Source organism: Mucilaginibacter sp. BGA-UO-ETr-C110 (genome assembly GCF_059567985.1).
Window position 1 is genome coordinate 5,180,996 of record NZ_JCAQPB010000002.1, and the last position, 21,802, is coordinate 5,202,797.

Consider the following 21,802-nt stretch of genomic DNA (forward strand, 5'->3'; position numbering starts at 1 on the left):
TGATAATATCTTAGATCCGGGTTACCCTTTCACACGCTCCACGTAAGCGCCTGTAGCAGTATCTACCTTTACTTTATCACCAATGTTGATGAATAAGGGTACACGGATCTCGGCACCGGTTTCAACGGTAGCATTTTTTAGCGCGCCGCTTGAAGTATCGCCTTTAACAGCTGGCTCAGTGTAAGTAATTTCCAGTTCGGCCGAACCTGGGATAGAACCCATGATCGGTTCTTCGCTTTCAAAGGCTACAATTACGTTCATGCCTTCTTTTAAAAACTTAACTGCTGGGCCAAATAATTTTTTAGGGATGCTATGCTGATCATAAGTGGTATTATCCATTACTACCAATGTTTCACCCTCGTCATATAAATATTGATAATCGCTTGTTTCAACACGGGCAATATCTACCTCTTCGTCGGTACGGAAACGGTATTCAACCAATTTTCCTGATTTTACGTTACGCATACGGGCCTGGTAAAATGCACGTAAGTTACCTGGTGTACGGTGTAAAAACTCTTCAACCTGCACTAATTCGCCGTTAAAGCGAAGCACATTTCCATTTTTAACATCTGATGCTTTAGCCATAAAAAAATATTGAGGCCGCAAACTTAGCTACTTATCGGCAAAGAAACAAGTGGTTGATTAAGTTGCATTTAGTGAGAAATGCTTTAAGATAAGCTAGCTTTTATAATCAGAAATACTCAGGCGTTCATTACAAAAGCCATACTCGTGCTCCTGGTTTGAGCAGATGATGGTAAGGCGATTGTGCGCAAACTGTTCCACAAGACCTAAGTACCAGTCAACACCCTGCGTATCCAGATTGGATGTGGGTTCATCCAGCATCAGGATGGGGGTATCGGCACAAAAGGCCAGTATCAATTTCAATCGCTGTTTCATACCCGACGAAAAATACCTGATCAGTTTGTTCTCGCTTTTGGCCAAACTCAACAGGTCTATCAGTTCCTTTTTATCGATACCGGGTTTGTATTGTTTAAATTTAAAATGAAAATCCACCATCTCGGTGAGGGTAAATTCCTCTATCAGTTCCAGGTATGGCGCAGCAAGGCTCAGGTGGGTAAATACCTCCGTTGCTTCAACCGGTTTATCCTGAAAAGTATAGCTGATAGTACCTGCAGATGGCGTCAGGCTCGCGTTTAAAACCTGCAGCAGTGTTGATTTGCCAGAGCCATTAGGGCCTAATATGGCGTAAGCCTGACCGCTGTTAAAAGTATAATCAACCCCTCTGAATATCCAGTCGCGGTTAAATCTACGGCCGATGTTTTGAAGGGTGATGTTCATGGGAGGGTTTTAGTCGATGGACCATAGTCGATAGTCCATGGTAAAAATTTAGTAGTACAGAATAAAATCTTTATAAATCAAAGTTCCATGGACCATCGACTATGGCCCATGGACTAAAAATTAAGTATTCCCAAAGCCCTTCATGATACCTCTTTGCGAATTTTGCAAGAAGTTAATGATCTCGTCGCGTTCGATGCTTGGGGTAAACTCGGCCTCGATAATATCAAGGGCCTTGCTCACATTATATTTTTTCAGGAATATGATCCTGTAGATCTCCTGGATCTCGTTAATGGTTGCTGCCGAAAAGCCTCTGCGGCGTAAACCAACAGAGTTGATACCCACGTATGATAAAGGCTCGCGACCGGCTTTGGTAAACGGTGGAACGTCTTTACGTACCAGCGATCCGCCGGATATCATACTGTGCGCGCCGATCTCTACAAACTGGTGTACGGCCGATGAACCACCCACAAAAGCATAATCGTAAATATTGATATGCCCGGCCAGCTGTACCGAGTTGGCAATGATCACATTATCGCCTATAACGCAATCATGCGCTACGTGCACATAAGCCATCAGCAGGCAATTGCTGCCGATAGTGGTGGTATTTTTATCCAATGCGGTACCACGGTTAAGGGTTACACACTCGCGTATGGTGGTATTATCACCTATAGATACGGTGCTTTGCTCGCCTTTGTATTTCAAGTCCTGCGGTGGGGCAGATACTACCGCGCCGGGGAATATGCGGCAGTTTTTACCGATGCGGGCGCCATCCATAATTACGGAGTTGGAGCCGATCCAGGTACCTTCGCCAATCTCCACATCCTTGTGGATAGTCACAAAAGGTTCAATCACCACGTTGTCGGCTATTTTAGCCTGCGGGTGTATGTATGCTAAGGGTTGGATCATGCTTCGTTGGTTTTATTAACTTTTACAATTTGCGCCATCAATTCGGCTTCTACCACAATACGTGAGCCAACCATACCAATACCTTTCATTTGGGCAATACCACGTCTGATAGGGGCAAGCAGGTTGCAATGGAATATGATGGTATCGCCAGGCACAACCTTGTCCTTAAAACGGGCGTTCTCTATCTTCAGGAAAAGGGTAATATAATTTTCTGGATCAGGTACAGTGTTGAGTACCAGGATACCGCCGGTTTGCGCCATGGCCTCTATCTGCAAAACACCAGGAAAAAGCGGCGAACCAGGGAAATGCCCCATAAACAGGTCCTCATTCATGGTCACATTCTTTAATCCTACCACATGGCTTTTTGACAGCTCCAGGATCTTATCGATCATGAGCATAGGCTGCCTGTGCGGCAATATCTTCATGATTTGAACAGTATCATATACCGGTGTCATGTTGGGATCATACACTTTTACGTGTTTGCGGCTCTTCTCTTTTTTGATAAGCGCCTTTATCTTTTTGGCAAAAGCTACGTTAGCCGCATGACCGGGCCTTGCAGCCATGATATGTCCTTTCAGCGGAACACCAACCAGGGCAAGGTCCCCTATCATATCCAGCAACTTATGCCTTGCGGGCTCATTCTGGTGACGGAGCTCAATATTATTTAATATACCCTGTGGTGCTACTTTAATATCCTTACGGTTAAATAGCTTGGCCAGATGAGATAATTCTTCCTCATCAACCTCTTTATCCACCACTACGATGGCATTGTTCAGGTCACCGCCTTTGATCAGGTCGTGCTTTAACAGCATTTCCAGTTCATGCAAAAAGCAAAAGGTGCGGCATGAGGCTATTTCCTTTTTAAATTCGGCAATGGTTGAGATACTGGCATGCTGACTGCCTAATACCTGTGAATTATAATCAACCATGCAGGTAAAGCGGTAATCATCAAGCGGCATAGCCACCATCTCCACTTTACGATCAGGTTCAGAGTAATGTATATTGTATGGTATATGATAGTATTCGCGGTCGGCATCCTGTTCAATCAGGCCGGTTTCCATGATCACATCAACAAACTGTATAGAGCTGCCGTCCATAATGGGTGTTTCTGGGCCATCCATATCTATCAGCACATTATCTATCTCCATACCTACCAGCGCAGCCAACACATGTTCAACCGTGTTTACGGTGGCCCCATTTTGTGAAATGGTGGTACCACGTGAAGTATCGGTCACATTATCAACATCGGCATCAATAATCGGCGCACCAGGCATATCAATCCTTCTGAATTTATAGCCATGATTTTCTGCCGCCGGGTTAAAGGTCATGGTTACACGCTGACCAGTGTGTAAGCCTGTACCCGAAACCGATACCGGCGCTTTAATAGTTCTTTGTTTTACATTCATATTTACAACGTTCAGTCGTTCATTAGTTCAGTTGTTCATTGCTAAAATAGTTCATCAGTAATTGCGGAAAAACTTCCGTAAAACTAATGAACTTGCGAACTAATGATTACCTTTTCTGAGTTCTTCAATTAATTTTTCGAGTTCATAAACCTTGCGGTCAATCTCAGGCAACCTCCTTAATTTAGAGTGCGCCTTCAGATAATCCTTAAACGGCATATAAGGCGTACCGCCCCAAACCATACCCTCTTCGGTAATGGAGCTGTTGATACCTGTTTGTGCTGATACCTGTGTGCGGCCGGCAATATTTAAATGACCGGAAATACCCACCTGGCCGCCAATAACGGCGTTTTTGCCAATTTTTGTACTGCCGGAGATACCCGCCTGACCTGCAATAACCGTATGCTCGCCAACTTCAACATTGTGCGCTATTTGTACCAGGTTATCAATCTTTACACCTTTACCTATAAGGGTTGAGCCCATGGTGGCCCTGTCAATAGCGGTATTGGCTCCCACCTCAACATCATCCCCGATAACCACATTGCCAATCTGTGCAATTTTGGTGTAAGTACCGTCGGGATTGGGTGCAAAGCCAAAACCATCGCTGCCAATCACCGCGCCCGAATGTATGGTAACATTATTACCTATCACACAATCGAAATAAATGGTAGCTCCCGAAAACAAGGTAACATTATTGCCGATAGTAACATTATCGCCAATGTTAACATTTGGATATATTTTACAATTATCCCCAATTTTTGTATTGGTGCCGATGTAAGCGAACGCGCCTATATAAGGGTCGGCGCCAATTTGGGCCGTTGGGTGTATAAAGCAAGGCTCTTCAATGCCCTTTTTGTTTAGTTTTAGGGTATTGTATTGTTCAAGCAGAACCGTAAACGCGCTGTACGCATTTTCAACGCGTATCAGGGTAGCCTTTACCGGCCCGCTAAGCTGCTGATCCTGATTGATGATAACCACCGAAGCGTTGGTGGTATATAAAAACTGTTCGTACTTGGGATTGGCCAAAAACGTAAGACTTCCGGCATCGCCATCTTCTATCTTAGCCAGCTTATCAACCTTCACAAAATCATCACCCTCAACAGTTCCGTTGAGCAATAAACTTATTTCCTGAGCACTAAATTGCATCGACAAATTTAAATGTTAAAATTAAAGCAGCAAATTATTAATTAGTTGTTAGTTATGCGTACCGGCTTTTGTATTAAATATTAATCATATCTTCATTTATCGGGCCAAAAGTCAGCGCTCAGCGTTTATGACACCTTGCCGGTCATTTACCCCTACAACAAATCTTTACTATAACAGGTAATATGCTTTTTAACCGTTTTAATCAGCGCTTCCAGGTTTGAGTTATCGCTGGCCTTGGTTATATCACAAACCTCTCCATTTTTCATCAGGATGCCTATATTACCATCACCGGCTGTATAAGCATTGTTACGTATGGATGTGGTAAAAACAAAATAGGAAGCGTCCTGCTCGCTGATACCATATTTTTCCATCGCCTTTTTGGTCAGCTGCGCAACAAATGCGGCATCAGGTTCCTCATTAGTGATGTCAACATGGTAAAGATTCCGCTGAACCAGGTTTTTAGCCAGGGTTGACAACAAAAAATCCGGGTGGCTGGCCCAAACCTTCACCGCCGACATAATATCGGCATCATCCAAACTCGCGAAAATATCCAGGTGATGATCCTCTTTCTTAAAAGCTTCCCGGCTGATATTGCTTTGGATAAAATGCTTCAGGGCCGGAGTTGCAAATAAATCTTCACCTTGTAATATCAATTCCCTGCCTCGTTTAAATACTTTCACCAATAACTCCTCGCCGGCAATTACCGTTTTATGCAGGTAAACCTGCCAGTACATGAGCCGGCGGGCTATCAAAAACTTTTCGATAGAGTAAATCCCCTTGGCTTCTACTACCACATGATCGTCCTTCACGTTCAGCATCTTGATGATCCGGTCTGAGCTGATCACCCCTTCGGATACACCGGTAAAAAAACTATCGCGATTCAGGTAATCCAGCCTGTCCATATCTAACTGGCTCGATACCAGCTGATGCAAAAACCGGCGTGGATAAGTATCGTTAAATATATCAATCGCCATGGTTAAACTACCGCCAAACTGCTCGTTTAGTTTGTTCATCAACATGGCCGATATGTCTTCATGTGCCACGCCTGCTATAATGGTACGCTCCAGCGCATGCGAGAACGGGCCATGACCAATATCGTGCAGTAATATGGCTATGGTTAAAGCTTCTTCCTCGTCGTGACTGATCTGGTGCCCCTTGTTACGCAGTGTTTCAATGGCCATGGCCATCAGGTGCATAGCGCCTAGGGCATGATGGAAACGGGTATGCAGCGCCCCCGGGTATACCAGGTGGGTCATACCTAACTGCTTGATATATCTTAACCGCTGAAAATAGGGGTGTTCTATCAGGTCAAATACCAGCTCGGTAGGGATGCTGATAAAGCCATAAACAGGGTCGTTTATAATTTTCTTTTTGTTCAAGTTGGATGTTTACGATGCAAAAATGTAAAACAAAGGTAAAATAAGCGCATGATGTTTGTTAATTTTTGTTAATACCTTTACTTATCAACAACAAATCGCTCCCTTTGAGGTTTATTGTTGTGAAACCGGAACTTTAGCCTATTGAATTTCCCGAATTTATACCCAGGTATAAATTAATGTTCTTTCAAGGATAACGACAGTTTTCAAAAATTGTCTATCTCCGTAAACTCCGGCTTCAGACATAATTTAAATACAGATACTACTATGCAAGACACCACCATTTTATGGGCCGATGACGAAATTGACCTTTTAAAGCCACATATACTTTTCCTGAACGAAAAAGGGTACAAAGTAACTACCGTAACCAATGGCAACGACGCTGTTGACGCTTTTAAGCAAAATTATTTCGACCTGGTTTTCCTGGATGAGAATATGCCGGGCTTAACCGGACTGGAAACCCTGCAGCAGATCAAAAATCTAAATAATGATGTGCCCATTGTGTTGATCACCAAGAACGAGGAAGAATACCTGATGGAAGATGCCATCGGTTCCAAGATCGATGATTACCTGATTAAACCGGTACATCCCAAACAGATTCTGCTCACCATAAAAAAGCTGACCGAAAACAAACGCCTGGTTACTGAAAAAACAACCATGGCTTACCAGATGGATTTCCGCACACTGGGCATGACGCTTAACGACAATCTGAGCCACCAGGAATGGGTTGATGTATACAAAAAACTGATATACTGGGAGCTGGAGCTGGAAAAACTGGAAGATGCCGGCATGCACGAGATCCTCACCCTGCAAAAAGCCGAAGCCAACGTGCAATTCTGCAAATTTGTAGAGCGTAATTATTTAAACTGGATCAAAAACCCGGAATTTGCGCCTACCAGTTCGCCGCAGTTATTTAAAAAGAAAGTATTTCCTAAGCTGGATGGCAACGGGCCGCTGTTTTTTATCCTGATAGATAATTTGAGGTATGATCAGTTTAAGGTGATCAACCCTATTATATCTGAATATTTCCGCTTGGAAGAAGAAGATACTTACTACAGTATTTTGCCTACTGCTACGCAATATGCCCGTAACTCCATATTCTCGGGCCTGATGCCTTTGGAAATGGAAAAACGTTATCCTACCATGTGGCAGAACGATGAGGATGAAGGTGGTAAGAATTTGTACGAGTCGGAATTTATTGCCGACCATCTGAAACGTGTACTGCGTAAAGAGTGCAAATACTCATATCATAAAATATTGAACATTGATGAAGGCCGTGCGCTGAACGAATCGGTGAGCAACCTGATGAACAATGAACTGAACGTGGTAGTATACAACTTTGTGGATATGCTATCGCACGCCCGTACCGACATGCAGATGATCCGTGAGCTGGCGAGTGATGATGCCGCATACCGCTCTCTAACGTTGTCATGGTTTGAACACTCGCCTTTATTTGACCTGCTGAAGTTTTTGGCCTCAAAACAGGTACGTGTGGTGATCACTACTGACCACGGTACCATCCGCGTTAAAAACCCAAGCAAAATTGTGGGCGACCGTAACACCAATACCAACCTGCGTTACAAACAAGGCAAAAACCTGAATTATAACGCCAAGGAGGTATTCCACATCCGCAACCCGCACGATGCCATGCTGCCTAAGCTGCACTTGAGCTCGAGCTTTGTGTTTGCCAAGGAAGACAGCTATTTTGTATATCCGAACAACTACAATCACTTTGTGAATTTTTATAATGAAACCTTCCAGCACGGGGGTATTTCGTTAGAGGAAATGATCATTCCGATAGTTACTTACGGACCAAAATAAAGCTAAACCCCTGAAAGGGGAGCTTTATACAAACTAAAAGGTCCTCACTTCAAAAAGTGAGGACCTTTTAGTTTGTATAATCTGTCATGCCGAATTTATTTCGGCATCCCACACGCAAGGTTTACAACATGCTGGTTAATTGTCCTGTGAGATCCTGAAACAAGTTCAGGATGACCCGCGTTTTTTAATATTTATTCAACCAATCTCTTCACAATATCCTCAGCACTCAGCTTCTCCTGTTCACCCGTTTCCATATTCTTAAAGGCAAGCAGGCCGCTTTGTATCTCCTCGCTGCCGATCACCACGGTGTAGGGGATATTTTTATTATTGGCGTACTCCATCTGTTTTTTGATCTTGGCGCCGGCTGGATAAAGCTCGGCATTGATATTCTGGCGGCGTAATTGTTGTAAAAGGGGGAGACCGTAGAGTTCGCCTTCTTTATCAAAATTACAGATCAATACCTGTGTGCTTTGATTAGCCGCGGCCGGGAACAAGTTCAACTCTTCCAGCACATCATAAATACGGTCGGCACCAAAAGATATACCTACGCCTGTCAATCCTTTTAGTCCGAACATACCCGTCAGGTCATCATAACGGCCACCGCCACCGATACTGCCCATAGCCACTTCATTGGTTTTTACTTCGAATATGGCGCCGGTATAATAGTTCAGTCCGCGGGCCAGGGTAATATCCAGCTCCAGTTTAGCGGTTTGCAATGGGCATTTTTCGATATAGCCGAAAACCGTTTCAATCTCGTCGCAACCTTTTAATCCCACTTCCGACGAAGCCAGTGCCTGACGCAGACTTTGCAGTTTTTCGGTATTGGATCCCTCCAATAAAATAACCGGTTTTATCTTATCGATATCCGCCTCAATAAAACCGCGTTCCAGTAATTCTTTGATCACGCCATCCAACCCGATCTTATCTAATTTATCTATAGCTACGGTTAAATCAATGATATTATCAGCTTTATCTATAATTTGCGCAATACCCGATAGGATTTTTCTATTATTAATTTTAATGCTAAAATCTTTCAATCCAAACTTGCTCAAAGCCTCGTCATAGATCATCACAAACTCCGCTTCGTTCAGTAAAGAATCAGAGCCCACCACATCAGCATCGCACTGGTAAAACTCGCGGTAACGGCCACGTTGTGGTCGGTCAGCACGCCAAACCGGCTGCACCTGGAAACGTTTGAACGGGAAAGTTATCTCATTTTGGTGCTGTACTACGTAGCGGGCAAATGGCACAGTAAGGTCATAGCGGAGGGCCTTTTCGGAGATATCTGAAGCTACCGCGTTGGAATTAAGTGTTGTTAGTTTTTCAGGATTTACCTTGGCCAGATAATCCCCACTATTCAGTATTTTAAATATGAGCTTATCACCCTCTTCACCATATTTACCCAACAATGTTGATGAGTTCTCCATTGTCGGCGTTTCAATTTGCTGATAGCCGTATTTACGGAACACGCTTTTAATAGTATCAAAAATATAGTTACGTTTCACCATTTCGGTCGGTGAAAAATCGCGGGTGCCTTTGGGTACAGATGGTTTGATGGATGCCATGCCGCAAATGTACAAAAAAGCAAATTATGGCTTTACTATAATCCAGCTCCTGTAACACGTCCGCTTCATGTCCCGTATTAACTTAAATGACACTCTTTTTACCTAAGCACTTGCGGAAAAAATATATTTTTGAGAACCATGAACATTATTGCCCAAACGCCGCGCTTGCTGATACGTGAATTTACATCCGAAGACGAAACCCTTTTACTTGACCTTGATGCCGACGCGCGTTTAACCCGCTATGTAAAAAAACGCACCGAGCAGGAAAGCAAAAAGGTTTTTAAGGATACCCTCAAGGATTATCAAAAGCAATCAGGGATGGGTCGTTGGGGAATCTTTAACCTTACGGATAATGATTTTGTGGGTGTTTGCATCCTCAACTATAGCGAATTTGACAGCAGCAGCATTGAATTGGGCTACCGCCTGCACCTCAAATACTGGGGATCGGGCATAGCTACGGAACTTGCCCAGGCATTGGTATCATACGGTTTGAATGAGATCGGACTTAAAGAAATTTGCGCGGTTACTCACCCGGAAAACAGGGCATCGCAAAAGGTTTTATTTAAAGCAGGCTTTCAGCCGCACGGTCGTGCTTTTTGGTATGGTGAGGATCTTCCTTTTTTTAAGGTAAGTAAAGCTATTTAGCTAACTCTTTAATAATATCCTTGCAACCACCTTCAATCAGTTCAAAAACGGGTTCAAACTGGTTATCATCGTAATAAGGATCAGGTACTACTTTATCGCCAAGCAATAGTTTTACTTTTTGGGCGTCATCATCATTACGGGCCATGTTCAACACATCGCTCAGGTTGTTTTTATCCATCACAAAAATATGATCGAAATGATCAAAGTCTTTTGTTTTAAACTGACGGCAAACCTGTTTACTAATGTCGATGCCATGGTTACGGGCTGTACGCACAGATCGTTTGTCGGGCCCTTCGCCCACATGCCAGCTACCCGTGCCGGCCGAATCGACTGTCCAGTTTAAACCCTGCTCATCACTCAGGTGCTGCATAATGCCTTCTGCCAGCGGCGAACGGCATATATTGCCCAAGCAAACCATTAGTATCTTCATTTTTCAAGCTTAAAGCAAAAAGCCTAAAGCTCAAAGCTTTTTGCTTTAAGCCTTAGGCTTTCGGCTTAATATTATCCGAATATCTTATTCAATACACCAGCAAGGCGCACGCCTGCTTTCAGCATTTGATGGTTCAATATTTCGATGTATTTAAAATTGTATTTATAGCTCAGACTATCTCCGGTTTTGGTATCGGCATATAATTTTTCGGCAAGCTGATTGCTTTCAAATAACCATTCGCTTATAGGGGCGCTTTGCAATTTGACACGCTCTGCCGCGGTGGTATGATTGATCATGGCTGCATATTCGGTATAGCTGAGTTGCTGAATATCGATCAGTCCGCTGTCCCAAACCGAATGCAGGTTGCTTTCCTTACCAAACCATTGTACTTTAACATCGTTACCGCCCTTGTCGCCGGTATGACCGGTATGCAGCGGCTGATGTACATCTTCTACAATATGGATCAGCATATGCAGGTAAACCAACTTATTAGCCTTGCTAAGGCTTGGTTTTTTTAATTCCGCTATCAAGAAATTAAGCTTAGTATAGGCATCGGTAGCGGTGTCTGCTTTCAGATAAGCCTGTAACTCCGGATAGGTATAAGCTTTATCCAGATCAATAAAATGCCAGTTGTACATGTAGTTATAAGCCGGATCTGATTTAATAAAATCAGCCCAGTTACTGCCGATAGCAATCGACTCGTAGCCTAAAACAGCTTGGATGGCTTTGCGCGCTTTGGGGGTTAAATAACTGTCGGCTATTTGTCCGCAAACACGGTGACCGGTAGGCCCCCAGGCCATACTTTGCAATGGGATATAAAATACGGCAATAAGCAGGATGATCTTTTTGAAAAATTGGTTTTTCATTATTTTAATTTTTTTTAATGGCAATAAAGCTATCATAAGTCTTTTGTATTTTATTCAAATGAATACTCATGATGGGTCATTGTTACAATGGTTTTGGTGTGCAGCTTGTTCGTTTAATTAAATGGGCGTTGATGGGTATAACGTTGGATGTGCTGGCAAATTGGATAAGCGAGTCAGTCTTTTGTTTCACCTTAAAATATTCTTCATAATCGCCGGAGCGGAAACAGCCTTTCTCATCTTTATAACTGCCATCGGCATTACAAAATTCACCTTTCAGGTGCAGGGTATCCTGCCGTTGGGTATATGTACCCTTGATATATTCGGCCCAATGCCCGCTGTTCATACAACTATCGGCGCCGTAGTTTACCTTGCTATAGGAGCTGATCTTTACAAAGAACGAATCGCAGCTGAATTTAAGATCATAAAGCGAGTAGGAAACCAATCGTTTTTGCGCCGGTACAGAATCCTGTCGCCATTCGCCCTGAACATATTTTTCGCCAGGCTTTTGCTTATCCGGATTCATAGTACAGGAGTAGAAAGCCAAAAGCAGAAAGCTTAAAGCCAAAAGCTTAAAGCGCGAGGTGGAGGATGGAAAGTAAAAGCTAAAAGGCTTTGACATAAACAATTTGCTATAAAAGCAGTAAATAAAAAGCCCCTCTCCAAAGGAGAGGGGTTGGGTTGAGGTTCTTATTTTAATGAACCTATCATATCTTCGGGCCTTACCCATTGGTCAAATTGCTCGTTGGTTAACAAGCCCAGACCTATGGCGGCTTCGCGTAGTGATGTACCTTCTTTTAAAGCGGTTTTGGCAATTTTGGCCGCGTTTTCGTAACCGATGTGTGGGTTAAGCGCGGTAACCAGCATCAGTGAATTCTCCAGGTGTTTTTTGATGCCTTCGTAATTAGGCTCAATACCAACAGCACAATGGTCATTAAAGGAAACACAGGCATCACCAATTAAACGGGCCGACTGTAAAAAGTTGGCCGCCATTAATGGTTTAAATACGTTCAGTTCGTAATGACCGTTTGATCCGCCAATGGATATGGTTACATCGTTACCCATTACCTGGGCAGCCACCATGGTAACCGCTTCATTCTGGGTTGGATTAACCTTACCTGGCATAATTGATGATCCCGGTTCATTATCTGGGATATGGATCTCCCCAATACCTGAACGCGGACCAGAAGCCAGCATCCGGATATCATTCGCTATTTTCATTAGTGATACTGCTATCTGTTTCAATGCACCATGGCTTTCCACAATGGCATCATGAGCAGCAAGAGCCTCAAATTTGTTTTCGGCAGTGATAAACGGTAAGCCGGTGAATTTGGCAATGTATTCGGCTACTTTCACATCATAACCTTTAGGCGTGTTGATACCGGTGCCTACAGCTGTACCACCTAAAGCAAGCTCAGAAAGGTGATCCAAGGTATTACGCAGGGCTTTCAAACCGTGATTCAATTGCGACACATAGCCAGAAAATTCCTGACCTAAAGTCAACGGTGTAGCATCCATCAGGTGGGTACGACCAATTTTTACCACGTTTTTAAACGCCTCTACTTTGGCTTGTAGTGTATCGCGCAGTTTTTCAATACCGGGGATAGTTACATCGATCAGTATTTTATAGGCCGCGATGTGCATGGCGGTTGGGTAGGTATCGTTTGATGATTGTGATTTGTTCACATCATCATTCGGGTGGATGAAGGTTTTGCCCTCGCCCAGTTTATTGCCCTGAAGCACATGTGAACGGTTGGCCACCACCTCATTCACGTTCATGTTTGATTGTGTGCCCGAGCCGGTTTGCCATATCACCAGCGGAAATTCGCTGGCCAGAGCACCGGTTAATATTTCGTCGCAAACCTGTGCTATCAGATCGCGTTTTTCGGCGGGCAGGACGCCAAGATCGGTATTGGTATAAGCGGCAGCTTTTTTCAGATAAGCAAACGCGTAAATGATCTCCTTAGGCATAGATGCCTCCGGACCAATTTTAAAGTTATTGCGTGAACGCTCTGTTTGTGCTCCCCAGTATTTATCGGCAGGTACCTGTACCTCGCCCATGGTATCGTGTTCGGTTCTGAAACTCATGGTAGTATTAAAATTTTAGCAGGGCAAAGTTATGGTTTTATATGAAGTAAGCCACCAGTTGATTTGCAATTTATAAGTGACAATTACCTCCCTAACATCAGCCCCTTTAAAACTCCCTTTTTGCAGTTGATATCCAGCCATCCAAAGCAGATAGTTTAGTGCTGTTGTCCTTGAACCATTGTACATTTTCTTCTTTATTGGCTGTTAAGCTAACCAAACGACTAAATGCTTCCATATTGTCGGTTTCGGCCAGTTTTTTAAAGTAATCGGCATAAAAGTGGGCATAAAAATCGTCATGCTTGTTGATGTTAAAAGTCTCGCCTACCTCATAAACTGATTTTAACTGAAGCCTAAGGGAATCAATACCGGTAAGCCCTTTTTTATCTGTTGTTGCAGCCAATACAGCAATAGGTAAAGCAAGATTACCCGGATCAGAATCTCCTGCCGAAATGTTGATGTTTATATTTCTATCAGCACCGCGATTAATACCATAATTCAGAATATACTTAATATAATTATATGCTTCGGCAGAACGTTTGGTTTGCGGTTCCAACAATATAAAGCTACTCCATGCCAATAAGGAAACACCTCTTCTATTTTGTTTAAAAGCTATCATAGCATAAGCCCGCTGGCTGCTGGCATGTTTTGGATTTAGCTTAATAGATTGAACCGCATTGACCTCAGCCTCATCATACTTACCCTGACGAAAACAGGATATAGACAAATTATAATAAAGCATTTGATAATCCGGGCTCGCCTTAATGCCTTGCCGATAATAATCAGATGCTTTTTCAAATTGCCGGTCATCATCATAAATACTGCCCAACACATCATATGCGCCAGCCAGTTTAGGATCTAACTTCAAGGCATTTTCCAGATATGGTATGGCATCCTTCTCCTTACCTGTGCTGAATAGTGTATAACCCAATTCATAATAAGCTGTTGCATAGTTGGGATCGGCTTTTATCGCTTCCTTATATTTAGCAATTGCCTCTTCATATTTCTCCTGGTCATTTAAGGTAATACCTTGTTTAACCAAGTCCTTGGCACCCTCCTTATTTTGAGCAAAAGCAGTACATGAAAAAATAGAAAGCAAAAAGATGGGTAAAATTTTGCGATAGGTTTTCATGCCTAAATTTAAGTACAGAAATCTTAAAAAGAAAGTTTCCTAAAACTTTCTTTCGGTAGCTGCTACCCAGGCCTCCAATGCCTTGCGCTTATCGTCATTTTGCTGCAGCCATTGCATATCTGCTACCTTATTGGCGCTCAGGTCCATTAACCGGGCAAATGCAGGTATGTGCTCTGTTTGGGCCAGTTTGTAAAAGAAAGCCGCATAATAGTTCCTGAAAAAATCGTTGCCGGTTTGTTTTTCAGATAGCTGGCCGGTAGCTATAAATATCGCCTTTAATTGGGCCGCCAGCAGATCAGCAGGTGAGGCGTATCTCCTGTTATCTGTTGTAGCCGCGGCTGTTGATAGTGCTTTATTTAATGCAGCATTTGCTACATCTGTTTTTCCTTCTGTTTTTAAAACGCCGCCCTTTAAAATACTTTGCATGTTAGTATAGGCTTCTGCAGATCGTGGGCCATCGGGTTCCAGCAATAAAAAATTGCATAAGGCCAGCAGGGCAGCGGCGCGTTTGTTTTGATGAAAGGTTACCAAACCATACAAACGCTGACTATTGGCATGCTTGGGGTCGAGTTTGATGGCTTCAATCGCAGCTTGTTCCGCTTCGACATATTTACCGGCTCTGAAATACGCCAGTCCTATATTAAAATACAAAGGTTGATAGTCTGGCTTAATCTTTATTCCGGCTTTATAGGCATCTATAGCCTGCTGCGGTTGTTTGGCTGCATCATAAATACTCCCCAAAAGCTCGTAGGCCGGCCCCGTAAAGTTGTTACTTGTTTTAACTACTTTATTCAGATACGGAACTCCATCCATACCCTTACTGGATGAAAATAGTGAAAAGGCTATCTGGTAATTAGCCTGTACATTTTCCGGATCAGCGGTTAGTGCCTGCTTATATTTTTCAATAGCGGCGGTATAGTTATGCGCGTTATTAAGCTCAATCCCCTCTTTTACCAACGCGCTTATATCTGCATTTTGGGCGTACGTGGCAATCGACAACAACAAAAATAAAATAATGAGTTTGAGTTTTTTACTTAAATCCATACCTAAACATACAAAGAGAATCTACTTTAAAGAAAAAATTAAAACTTTAATTCGTACCTGCGTTATAATTTCTAATTTTCGCATTCGTTTAAGTTGAGAAATTCATTTATGAGATTAGTGTACCAAAGCATTTTAACAGTTACCGCCTCCCTGCTGATATTAACATCCTGTTCGTCAAAAAACAATGATAAAAATAAAAGTGTAAGTCCCGCCGAAAGCAAACCTTTAGATACCGCCACCCTGTTGGCCTACAATCCTAAAAACGCCGATAAAAAGATAGATGAGGTGATGAAAGAGCTTCATCGCACCCGTGGTTTTAACGGCAATGTGCTGGTGGCTAAAAAAGGGAAAATAGTTTATGAAAATGCGATAGGCTGGGCCGACTATCTGCACCGCGACAGTCTGAAACTAAGCTCGCAATTTGAACTGGCTTCTGTTACCAAAACCATGACCTCCACCGCCATTTTAATGCTGATGGAACGGGGTAAGCTTACTCTTAACGATGACGTAAAGAAGTTCTTCCCAGATTTTCCGTACGATGGTGTTACTATACGCCTGCTGCTTACGCACCGCTCGGGCATGATGAATTATGTGTATTTTATTGATGATATATACCGCAGTCAGCATTTGAACCAGAAGAAGGGGCTGACCAATGCCGAGGCCATGAAAATGATAGCCGACTATAAGCCACGTCCGTTTAATGTGCCCAACAAACGTTTTTTATATAACAACTCCAACTTTATGGTGCTGGGAGCTATTATTGAAAAGGTGAGCGGTGTAAGCTATGCCGATTTCATGAAACAGAATGTATTTGCCCCGGCCAGCATGGTGCATACCCATGTATATTCCAAAGCCGTGTACGATAAGATACCCGTTGACGTAGTAGGGCATGATCGCGGACAATGGCGGTATTCTGTAGCACAAAACTTCCTGGATGGCCCTGTAGGCGATAAAGGTATTTACAGTACCGTTGGCGACTTATTTTTATTTGATCGCGCTTTGCGTGCTGGTCGTTTATTAAAACAGGCCACGCTTGATTCGGCTTACGTACCCCGCAACCCGATGGTGCATGGCCACTTTAGCTATGGTTATGGCTGGCGTACGTTTACCGCGCCAGGGCAGCAGGTTATTTATCATACCGGCTGGTGGCACGGATTCAGGCACATCTATTTGCGCGACATGAAAAACGATATCACCATCGTATTGTTAACTAATTTAGCCAATGGCAGTTTGTTAAAACTGGACGATCTGTTTAAGGCCGCGGGTATGCCTGTTGTACGCAAAAGTGCTTACAGTGGCAACGGTGACACCACTGATGATTAAGGACCGGATGTGCAGATGTGCGGATTTCAGATGTGCAGATGAAATGAATTTGCAAGGCTGAAATTTGCACATCTGAAATCTGCACATCTAATTTAAATATCATTAATTTAAATATCATGTTTGATAAACTAATGGAAGCCCAGCAAAAGGCTGGCGAAGTAAAAAAACGCCTGGATGCCATCAGCGTATCCGGGGTGGCCGAAGGTGGCAAGATCACCGTTACTGCTAATGCCAATAAAGTAGTGCAATCCATCCATATCGATAGCGCTTTCCTGGCCGATTCCGATAAAGAAGAAATTGAAGAGCTATTGGTAGTAGCCATTAACAAGGCGCTGGAACAAGCCGAAAATATAAGCCAGAGCGAAATGGCAGCCATGACCAAAAATATGTTTGGCGACCTGGGCGGTATGTTTGGAAAATAAGCCCCCAAAATTGGGTTTACATGGTTTACACTTTTCAGGGCTACCATTTTTATACTTAATTGATAATCAAGTAATTAATAATTATTTGTGTCGTTTTGTGGGTTTACACTGTAAACCATGTTTTAGGGCCTCCGCAAGAGACGTTGAGTAATAATCCATGAAAAGGCAGCCTGGTTATTTGCAGCTTAAATTCCCTCCTTGGGGAGGGGCGCGATGGATAGTGTTGTAGCAGGGAGGGGTTCTCTGCTACCTGCCTCACGAATAAACCCCTCCCTTCCCCTCCCGGGGAAGGGAATCGCACGTCTCCTATGCTTTCAAATTTAATCCTAGCAGGCACGACCTCAAAAGGGATTCTCCTTTGTAACTTTTCTGCCATGAGATGCTTATGTGTTGCAACATTCAGTTATAAGTATTTAGCTTTGCCCCATTCAAACATATAACTACTAACATGAAAACTACCTATTACGGACAATCGACCATTGAGATAGAAACAGGCGGCAAAAAATTGCTGTTTGATCCTTTTATCACCCATAACGCATTGGCTAAAAATATTGACATCAATACCATTAAACCCGATTATATCCTGGTATCTCATGGCCATGGCGACCACGTTGCCGACCTGATCGAGGTGCAAAAAAACAGCGGCGCTAAAATTATTTGTATTGCCGAAATAGCTAATTGGTTGAACAGTAAAGGCATCGACAACGTGCACGGCATGAACATTGGCGGTGGGTTCAACTTCGAATTCGGACGGGTTAAAATGGTTAACGCCATACATTCCAGCACTATGCCCGATGGCGCAGCAGGCGGTAACCCTGCCGGCTTTGTGATCTACACCAACGAGGGTAAAAACATATACTTTGCCGGCGATACCGCGCTTACCTATGATATGAAATTACTGGCCGATGATAACCTGGCCTGGGCCTATTTACCCATTGGCGATAACTATACCATGGGTCCCGACGATGCCATAAAAGCAAGCGGGTTTATTAACTGTAAAAACATTATCGGGATGCACTATGATACGTTCCCGGTAATTGAGATTAATAAAGATGAAGTGGCGGAGAAATTTATCAAAGCCGGGCTTAATCTTAAATTGCCTGCGATAGGTGAAACTATCGAGTTGTAAGAAGAATCTCCAGAACCGTCATGCCGAACTTGTTTCGGCATCCCACAAGCTGGTTGTAAACCTATGGGTGAATGTCCTGTGAGATCCTGAAACAAGTTCAGGATGACTTGGGAATTATCAAACAAAAAGGCCTCCTGGTAGTATCAGGAGGCCTTTTTGTTGGTGAAAGAGGGTCACTACGCTTTCGTAGTATCCTTTTTAGTAGAATCTTTCTTTTCTTTTTTGTGTTTCCACTTTTTCTTGCTTTTTGTAGTATCAGTTTGCATGGTACTGTGCACGGTTTTTACCGGTACTCCATAAGCAAAAACGCTTCCGAAAGAAATCGCTGTTAGGGCGATTATACAAAGTGCCTTTTTCATAGTTGTTACGTTTTAATTAAATAGTTTTATTTATCTATAACAAATCAAGCACAGATTGTTTGTGTTAATTTTTAATTAAATAATTGTTCCGTCTGGTATAACCGCGCGTTTTTTGATCACCACAATACCATCCTGTACGGTATGCGTGTCAAAATCACCATCAGGTAATGTTTTGCCCATGTTTATTTTAACATCGTTACCGATGTAAGTATTTTTATCAATAATGGCATTCCTGATCTGGCACCGTTCACCTATACCCATTATCGGCTCCTTGTTTAATTTCAGTTCGGCTATCTGCTCCAGGGTCTGGTAACTGTCGTTACCCATTACATAGCAGTTTTCGATGATCGTTTCTACACCAATACGGGTACGGATCCCGATCAGGGAGCGTGTAATTCGTTTGGCGTTAATGATACAACCATCGGCAATAATGGATTTTTCCATCGTTGTTCCTGATATTTTTGATGGTGGCAGCATACGCGCCCTGGTGTATATATGATTTTCGCCAAACAGGTTAAACTTGGGTATATCATCTGTTAAATCCAGGTTGGCCTCAAAAAACGATGGAATAGTACCAATATCTGTCCAATAACCTTCATATTGAAAACTGGCCACCTTGTATTCGTTGATAGATTGCGGGATGATCTCTTTACCAAAATCGGTACGGTCGTTCCCTTCCAGCAGCTCATACAAAAGCTTACGGTTAAAAATATAAATACCCATCGAGGCAAGATAAACCCGGCCCTCGGCTTTCATTTCATCGCTTACCTCTGATGCCCAGCTTTCAAAATCCGATTGTGGCTTTTCAATAAAAGCGGTCACCATGCTGTTTTCATCCGTTTTTAATATGCCAAAACCCGGAACATCAGCGGCATCAACCGGAATGGTGGCTATGGAAATATCAGCTCCTGTATCAATATGATGATTGATCATTTCCTCAAAATCCATTTGGTACAGTTGATCGCCCGACAGGATCAGCACATATTCAAATTCATGAACAGCCAAATGGTGCAAACTTTGCCTCACTGCGTCGGCTGTACCCTGAAACCAGGCTCCGCTTGTTGGCGTTTGTTCGGCTGCCAAAATATCAACAAAAGCATCGCTAAAGCTGCTAAAGTGATAGGTGTTTTTGATGTGCTTATTTAACGATGCCGAGTTAAATTGCGTTAATACATAAATACGGGTAATTCCTGAGTGCAGGCAATTGGAGATAGGAATATCAACCAACCGGTATTTGCCGGCAATAGGAACTGCGGGTTTAGAGCGTGTTGCCGTAAGGGGGGATAAACGACTGCCCTGGCCACCGCCAAGTACAATTGAAATTACTTTAGATGTCATATCTCGTAGGGTTTAAACTTTCATACAGATCAATATATTCTTTTGCCGAACGGTCCCACGAAAAATCGAGCGCCATCATGCGTTTGCGCAACTGTTGCAATTGAGCCTGGTTTTGATAAAGTGTACTGGCACGGAAAATAGCATAACCAATGTCATCAACGCTGGCATTATTAAAACGGATACCATAGCCATCCTCGTCACCAAAATCAATTACCGAGTCGATGAGGCCACCGGTACTGCGCACCAGCGGCATAGTGCCATATCTTAAGGAATACAACTGGTTAAGACCACATGGTTCAACCCGCGAAGGCATCAGTAAAAAATCGGCACCGGCGTAGATCAGGTGGGCTAATGCTTCGTCATACCCGATAAATACATTGCACTGACCGGGATATTTTTCTTTCAGTTCCAGCAGGGCGGTTTCCATCTCTTTATCACCCGAGCCCAGGATCAGGAAGCTGGCTTGCCCTTCGTTATCCGTAATACTGCGTTCAATGGCTTCCGGAAGCAGATCGGCTCCTTTTTCAACTACTAAACGACCAATAAATACAAACAGCGGTTTATCAGCATCCAGGCCAAACCTTTCGCAGATCACGCTTTTATTAGCTTGCTTTCCTTTGGCTATTTGTTTGGCCGTAAATTTAGTGGCTATCATGGCATCCGTTTGCGGGTTCCATACATCGGTATCAATACCGTTGATAATACCGTAGCCTTTTCCGCTTTCTACCCAGAACAGATATTCCAGCCCGTTGGAGTTCACCGTAAGCTCATGCAGATAGGTAGGCGACACGGTGGTATATTTCCAGCAGCATTTTACAGCCGCCGCCAGTGGGTTAATGCCCCCGGCCCAATCCAGTAAGCCTGTTTTTGTCAGGTCGATCTCGGGCAGGTACGATAGGTTGTCCCAGCCAAAAGCGCCATGATACTGCCCATTATGAATGGTGAATACCGTAGGCGTATTAGCCAGCCGCTGGTATAATTTGGAGTGGTACAGTAGGAACGGTACCAGGCCGGAGTGATGATCATGACAATGGATCACACCGGGTGTTTGCCCGCTATAACTTATCCAATCTAAAAAAGCCAGCTGAAAAGCGATAAACTGCTCCCGTTCATCCGGATAGCTGTATACGTTTTCACGATCAAGCAGTCCGGGTATTTTTACCAGGTACAATTCAAAACCCAGCTTATCCGTTTTTTCTTTTAGGATCTCAAAAAAAAGCCTGCGGGTACCCAGTAAAGTAGCGGCGCTGAAAACCACTTCAAATTCATTTTCGCGGGTGAATTTGCGGTCGTAAAAAGGCATAACAACAGCCGCCTGCAAACCCGCCTGATTTTGGTATTTGGGCAATGCCCCAACTACATCAGCAAGCCCGCCAACTTTGGCAACGGGGTAACATTCGGCACTCAGATGGAATATTTTCATTAAGGTTTTATTGGTTCAATTTAAGCAAAGATTGCTAAAAGAGAAACCTATCTGAATTAATATAGTTTTTGAAATTTAGACAGATTATTGTAA

21 protein-coding genes are annotated in these 21,802 nt (G+C 43.3%); 5 read left to right on the top strand and 16 right to left on the bottom strand.

Annotation, left to right across the window (positions count from 1 at the left end; translation table 11 throughout):
- Nucleotides 1–21 precede the first annotated feature (21 nt).
- From efp to AC57BQ_RS22265, 6 genes are all read right to left on the bottom strand, one after another.
- Nucleotides 22–585: an elongation factor P gene (gene efp / locus AC57BQ_RS22240; RefSeq protein ID WP_496408347.1), complete on the bottom strand. Its 564-nt coding sequence runs from the start codon at nt 583–585 to the stop codon at nt 22–24.
- A 93-nt stretch (nt 586–678) separates the two neighbouring features.
- A complete protein-coding gene (locus tag AC57BQ_RS22245; RefSeq protein ID WP_496408348.1) occupies nt 679–1,299 on the bottom strand; it encodes an ABC transporter ATP-binding protein in 621 nt (206 codons plus the stop codon).
- Nucleotides 1,300–1,419: 120 nt separating this feature from the next.
- Nucleotides 1,420–2,205 (bottom strand): acyl-ACP--UDP-N-acetylglucosamine O-acyltransferase, encoded by a 786-nt coding sequence (gene lpxA, locus AC57BQ_RS22250; RefSeq protein WP_076371333.1) that lies wholly within the window; start codon nt 2,203–2,205, stop codon nt 1,420–1,422.
- The gene (locus tag AC57BQ_RS22255) at nt 2,202–3,611 is read right to left on the bottom strand and encodes a bifunctional UDP-3-O-[3-hydroxymyristoyl] N-acetylglucosamine deacetylase/3-hydroxyacyl-ACP dehydratase (RefSeq protein WP_090472958.1); all 1,410 of its coding nucleotides are present in this window, start codon (nt 3,609–3,611) and stop codon (nt 2,202–2,204) included. The genes lpxA and AC57BQ_RS22255 overlap by 4 nt, the downstream gene beginning before the upstream one ends.
- Nucleotides 3,612–3,710: 99 nt before the next feature.
- Nucleotides 3,711–4,754 carry a UDP-3-O-(3-hydroxymyristoyl)glucosamine N-acyltransferase gene (gene lpxD, locus AC57BQ_RS22260; RefSeq protein WP_496408349.1) on the bottom strand — a complete coding sequence of 348 codons (1,044 nt, stop codon included), beginning with the start codon at nt 4,752–4,754 and terminating at the stop codon, nt 3,711–3,713.
- Nucleotides 4,755–4,906: 152 nt separating this feature from the next.
- Nucleotides 4,907–6,133: an HD domain-containing protein gene (locus AC57BQ_RS22265; protein ID WP_496408350.1), complete on the bottom strand. Its 1,227-nt coding sequence runs from the start codon at nt 6,131–6,133 to the stop codon at nt 4,907–4,909.
- A gap of 264 nt (nt 6,134–6,397) precedes the next feature.
- On the opposite strand from AC57BQ_RS22265, the gene porX reads away from it, so the two are divergent.
- Nucleotides 6,398–7,951 carry a T9SS response regulator signal transducer PorX gene (gene porX, locus AC57BQ_RS22270; RefSeq protein WP_496408351.1) on the top strand — a complete coding sequence of 518 codons (1,554 nt, stop codon included), beginning with the start codon at nt 6,398–6,400 and terminating at the stop codon, nt 7,949–7,951.
- 191 nt (nt 7,952–8,142) lie between these two features.
- Here porX and hisS read toward each other — a convergent pair whose 3' ends face one another.
- A complete protein-coding gene (hisS, locus tag AC57BQ_RS22275) occupies nt 8,143–9,516 on the bottom strand; it encodes a histidine--tRNA ligase (RefSeq protein WP_496408352.1) in 1,374 nt (457 codons plus the stop codon).
- Between the two features lie 138 nt (nt 9,517–9,654).
- Here hisS and AC57BQ_RS22280 point away from each other — a divergent pair, with 138 nt between their 5' ends.
- On the top strand, nt 9,655–10,161 hold the full coding sequence (locus AC57BQ_RS22280; protein WP_496408353.1) for a GNAT family N-acetyltransferase: 507 nt from the start codon (nt 9,655–9,657) through the stop codon (nt 10,159–10,161).
- On the opposite strand, the gene AC57BQ_RS22285 is transcribed toward AC57BQ_RS22280, so the two are convergent.
- From AC57BQ_RS22285 to AC57BQ_RS22310, 6 genes are all read right to left on the bottom strand, one after another.
- Entirely contained in the window at nt 10,154–10,591 is a 438-nt protein-coding gene (locus tag AC57BQ_RS22285; protein ID WP_496408354.1) for a low molecular weight protein-tyrosine-phosphatase, read from the bottom strand. The genes AC57BQ_RS22280 and AC57BQ_RS22285 overlap by 8 nt on opposite strands.
- 71 nt (nt 10,592–10,662) lie before the next feature.
- Nucleotides 10,663–11,457, bottom strand: coding sequence for a S1/P1 nuclease (locus tag AC57BQ_RS22290; RefSeq protein WP_496408355.1), 795 nt, complete (start codon nt 11,455–11,457; stop codon nt 10,663–10,665).
- Nucleotides 11,458–11,539: 82 nt separating this feature from the next.
- Nucleotides 11,540–12,076, bottom strand: a complete 537-nt coding sequence (locus AC57BQ_RS22295) for a fumarate hydratase (RefSeq protein ID WP_496408356.1) — start codon at nt 12,074–12,076, stop codon at nt 11,540–11,542.
- 68 nt (nt 12,077–12,144) lie between these two features.
- Complete coding sequence (gene fumC / locus AC57BQ_RS22300; RefSeq protein WP_496408357.1) at nt 12,145–13,542, bottom strand: class II fumarate hydratase; 1,398 nt, start codon at nt 13,540–13,542, stop codon at nt 12,145–12,147.
- 106 nt (nt 13,543–13,648) lie between these two features.
- Entirely contained in the window at nt 13,649–14,671 is a 1,023-nt protein-coding gene (locus tag AC57BQ_RS22305; RefSeq protein WP_496408358.1) for a tetratricopeptide repeat protein, read from the bottom strand.
- 39 nt (nt 14,672–14,710) lie between these two features.
- The gene (locus AC57BQ_RS22310; RefSeq protein WP_496408359.1) at nt 14,711–15,715 is read right to left on the bottom strand and encodes a tetratricopeptide repeat protein; all 1,005 of its coding nucleotides are present in this window, start codon (nt 15,713–15,715) and stop codon (nt 14,711–14,713) included.
- Between the two features lie 108 nt (nt 15,716–15,823).
- Here AC57BQ_RS22310 and AC57BQ_RS22315 point away from each other — a divergent pair, with 108 nt between their 5' ends.
- From AC57BQ_RS22315 to AC57BQ_RS22325, 3 genes are all read left to right on the top strand, one after another.
- Complete coding sequence (locus AC57BQ_RS22315; RefSeq protein ID WP_496408360.1) at nt 15,824–17,038, top strand: serine hydrolase domain-containing protein; 1,215 nt, start codon at nt 15,824–15,826, stop codon at nt 17,036–17,038.
- A 116-nt stretch (nt 17,039–17,154) separates the two neighbouring features.
- Nucleotides 17,155–17,460: a YbaB/EbfC family nucleoid-associated protein gene (locus AC57BQ_RS22320; protein ID WP_496408361.1), complete on the top strand. Its 306-nt coding sequence runs from the start codon at nt 17,155–17,157 to the stop codon at nt 17,458–17,460.
- A gap of 448 nt (nt 17,461–17,908) precedes the next feature.
- A complete protein-coding gene (locus AC57BQ_RS22325) occupies nt 17,909–18,589 on the top strand; it encodes a metal-dependent hydrolase (RefSeq protein ID WP_496408362.1) in 681 nt (226 codons plus the stop codon).
- Nucleotides 18,590–18,765: 176 nt separating this feature from the next.
- Here the strand turns inward: AC57BQ_RS22325 and AC57BQ_RS22330 are convergent, their stop codons facing one another.
- The 3 genes from AC57BQ_RS22330 to AC57BQ_RS22340 form a co-directional block, all read right to left on the bottom strand.
- The gene (locus AC57BQ_RS22330; protein WP_090472943.1) at nt 18,766–18,948 is read right to left on the bottom strand and encodes a hypothetical protein; all 183 of its coding nucleotides are present in this window, start codon (nt 18,946–18,948) and stop codon (nt 18,766–18,768) included.
- Nucleotides 18,949–19,023: 75 nt separating this feature from the next.
- Nucleotides 19,024–20,286 (bottom strand): glucose-1-phosphate adenylyltransferase, encoded by a 1,263-nt coding sequence (locus AC57BQ_RS22335; RefSeq protein ID WP_496408363.1) that lies wholly within the window; start codon nt 20,284–20,286, stop codon nt 19,024–19,026.
- Nucleotides 20,276–21,709 carry a glycogen synthase gene (locus tag AC57BQ_RS22340; protein WP_496408364.1) on the bottom strand — a complete coding sequence of 478 codons (1,434 nt, stop codon included), beginning with the start codon at nt 21,707–21,709 and terminating at the stop codon, nt 20,276–20,278. The genes AC57BQ_RS22335 and AC57BQ_RS22340 overlap by 11 nt, the downstream gene beginning before the upstream one ends.
- Nucleotides 21,710–21,802: the final 93 nt, after the last annotated feature.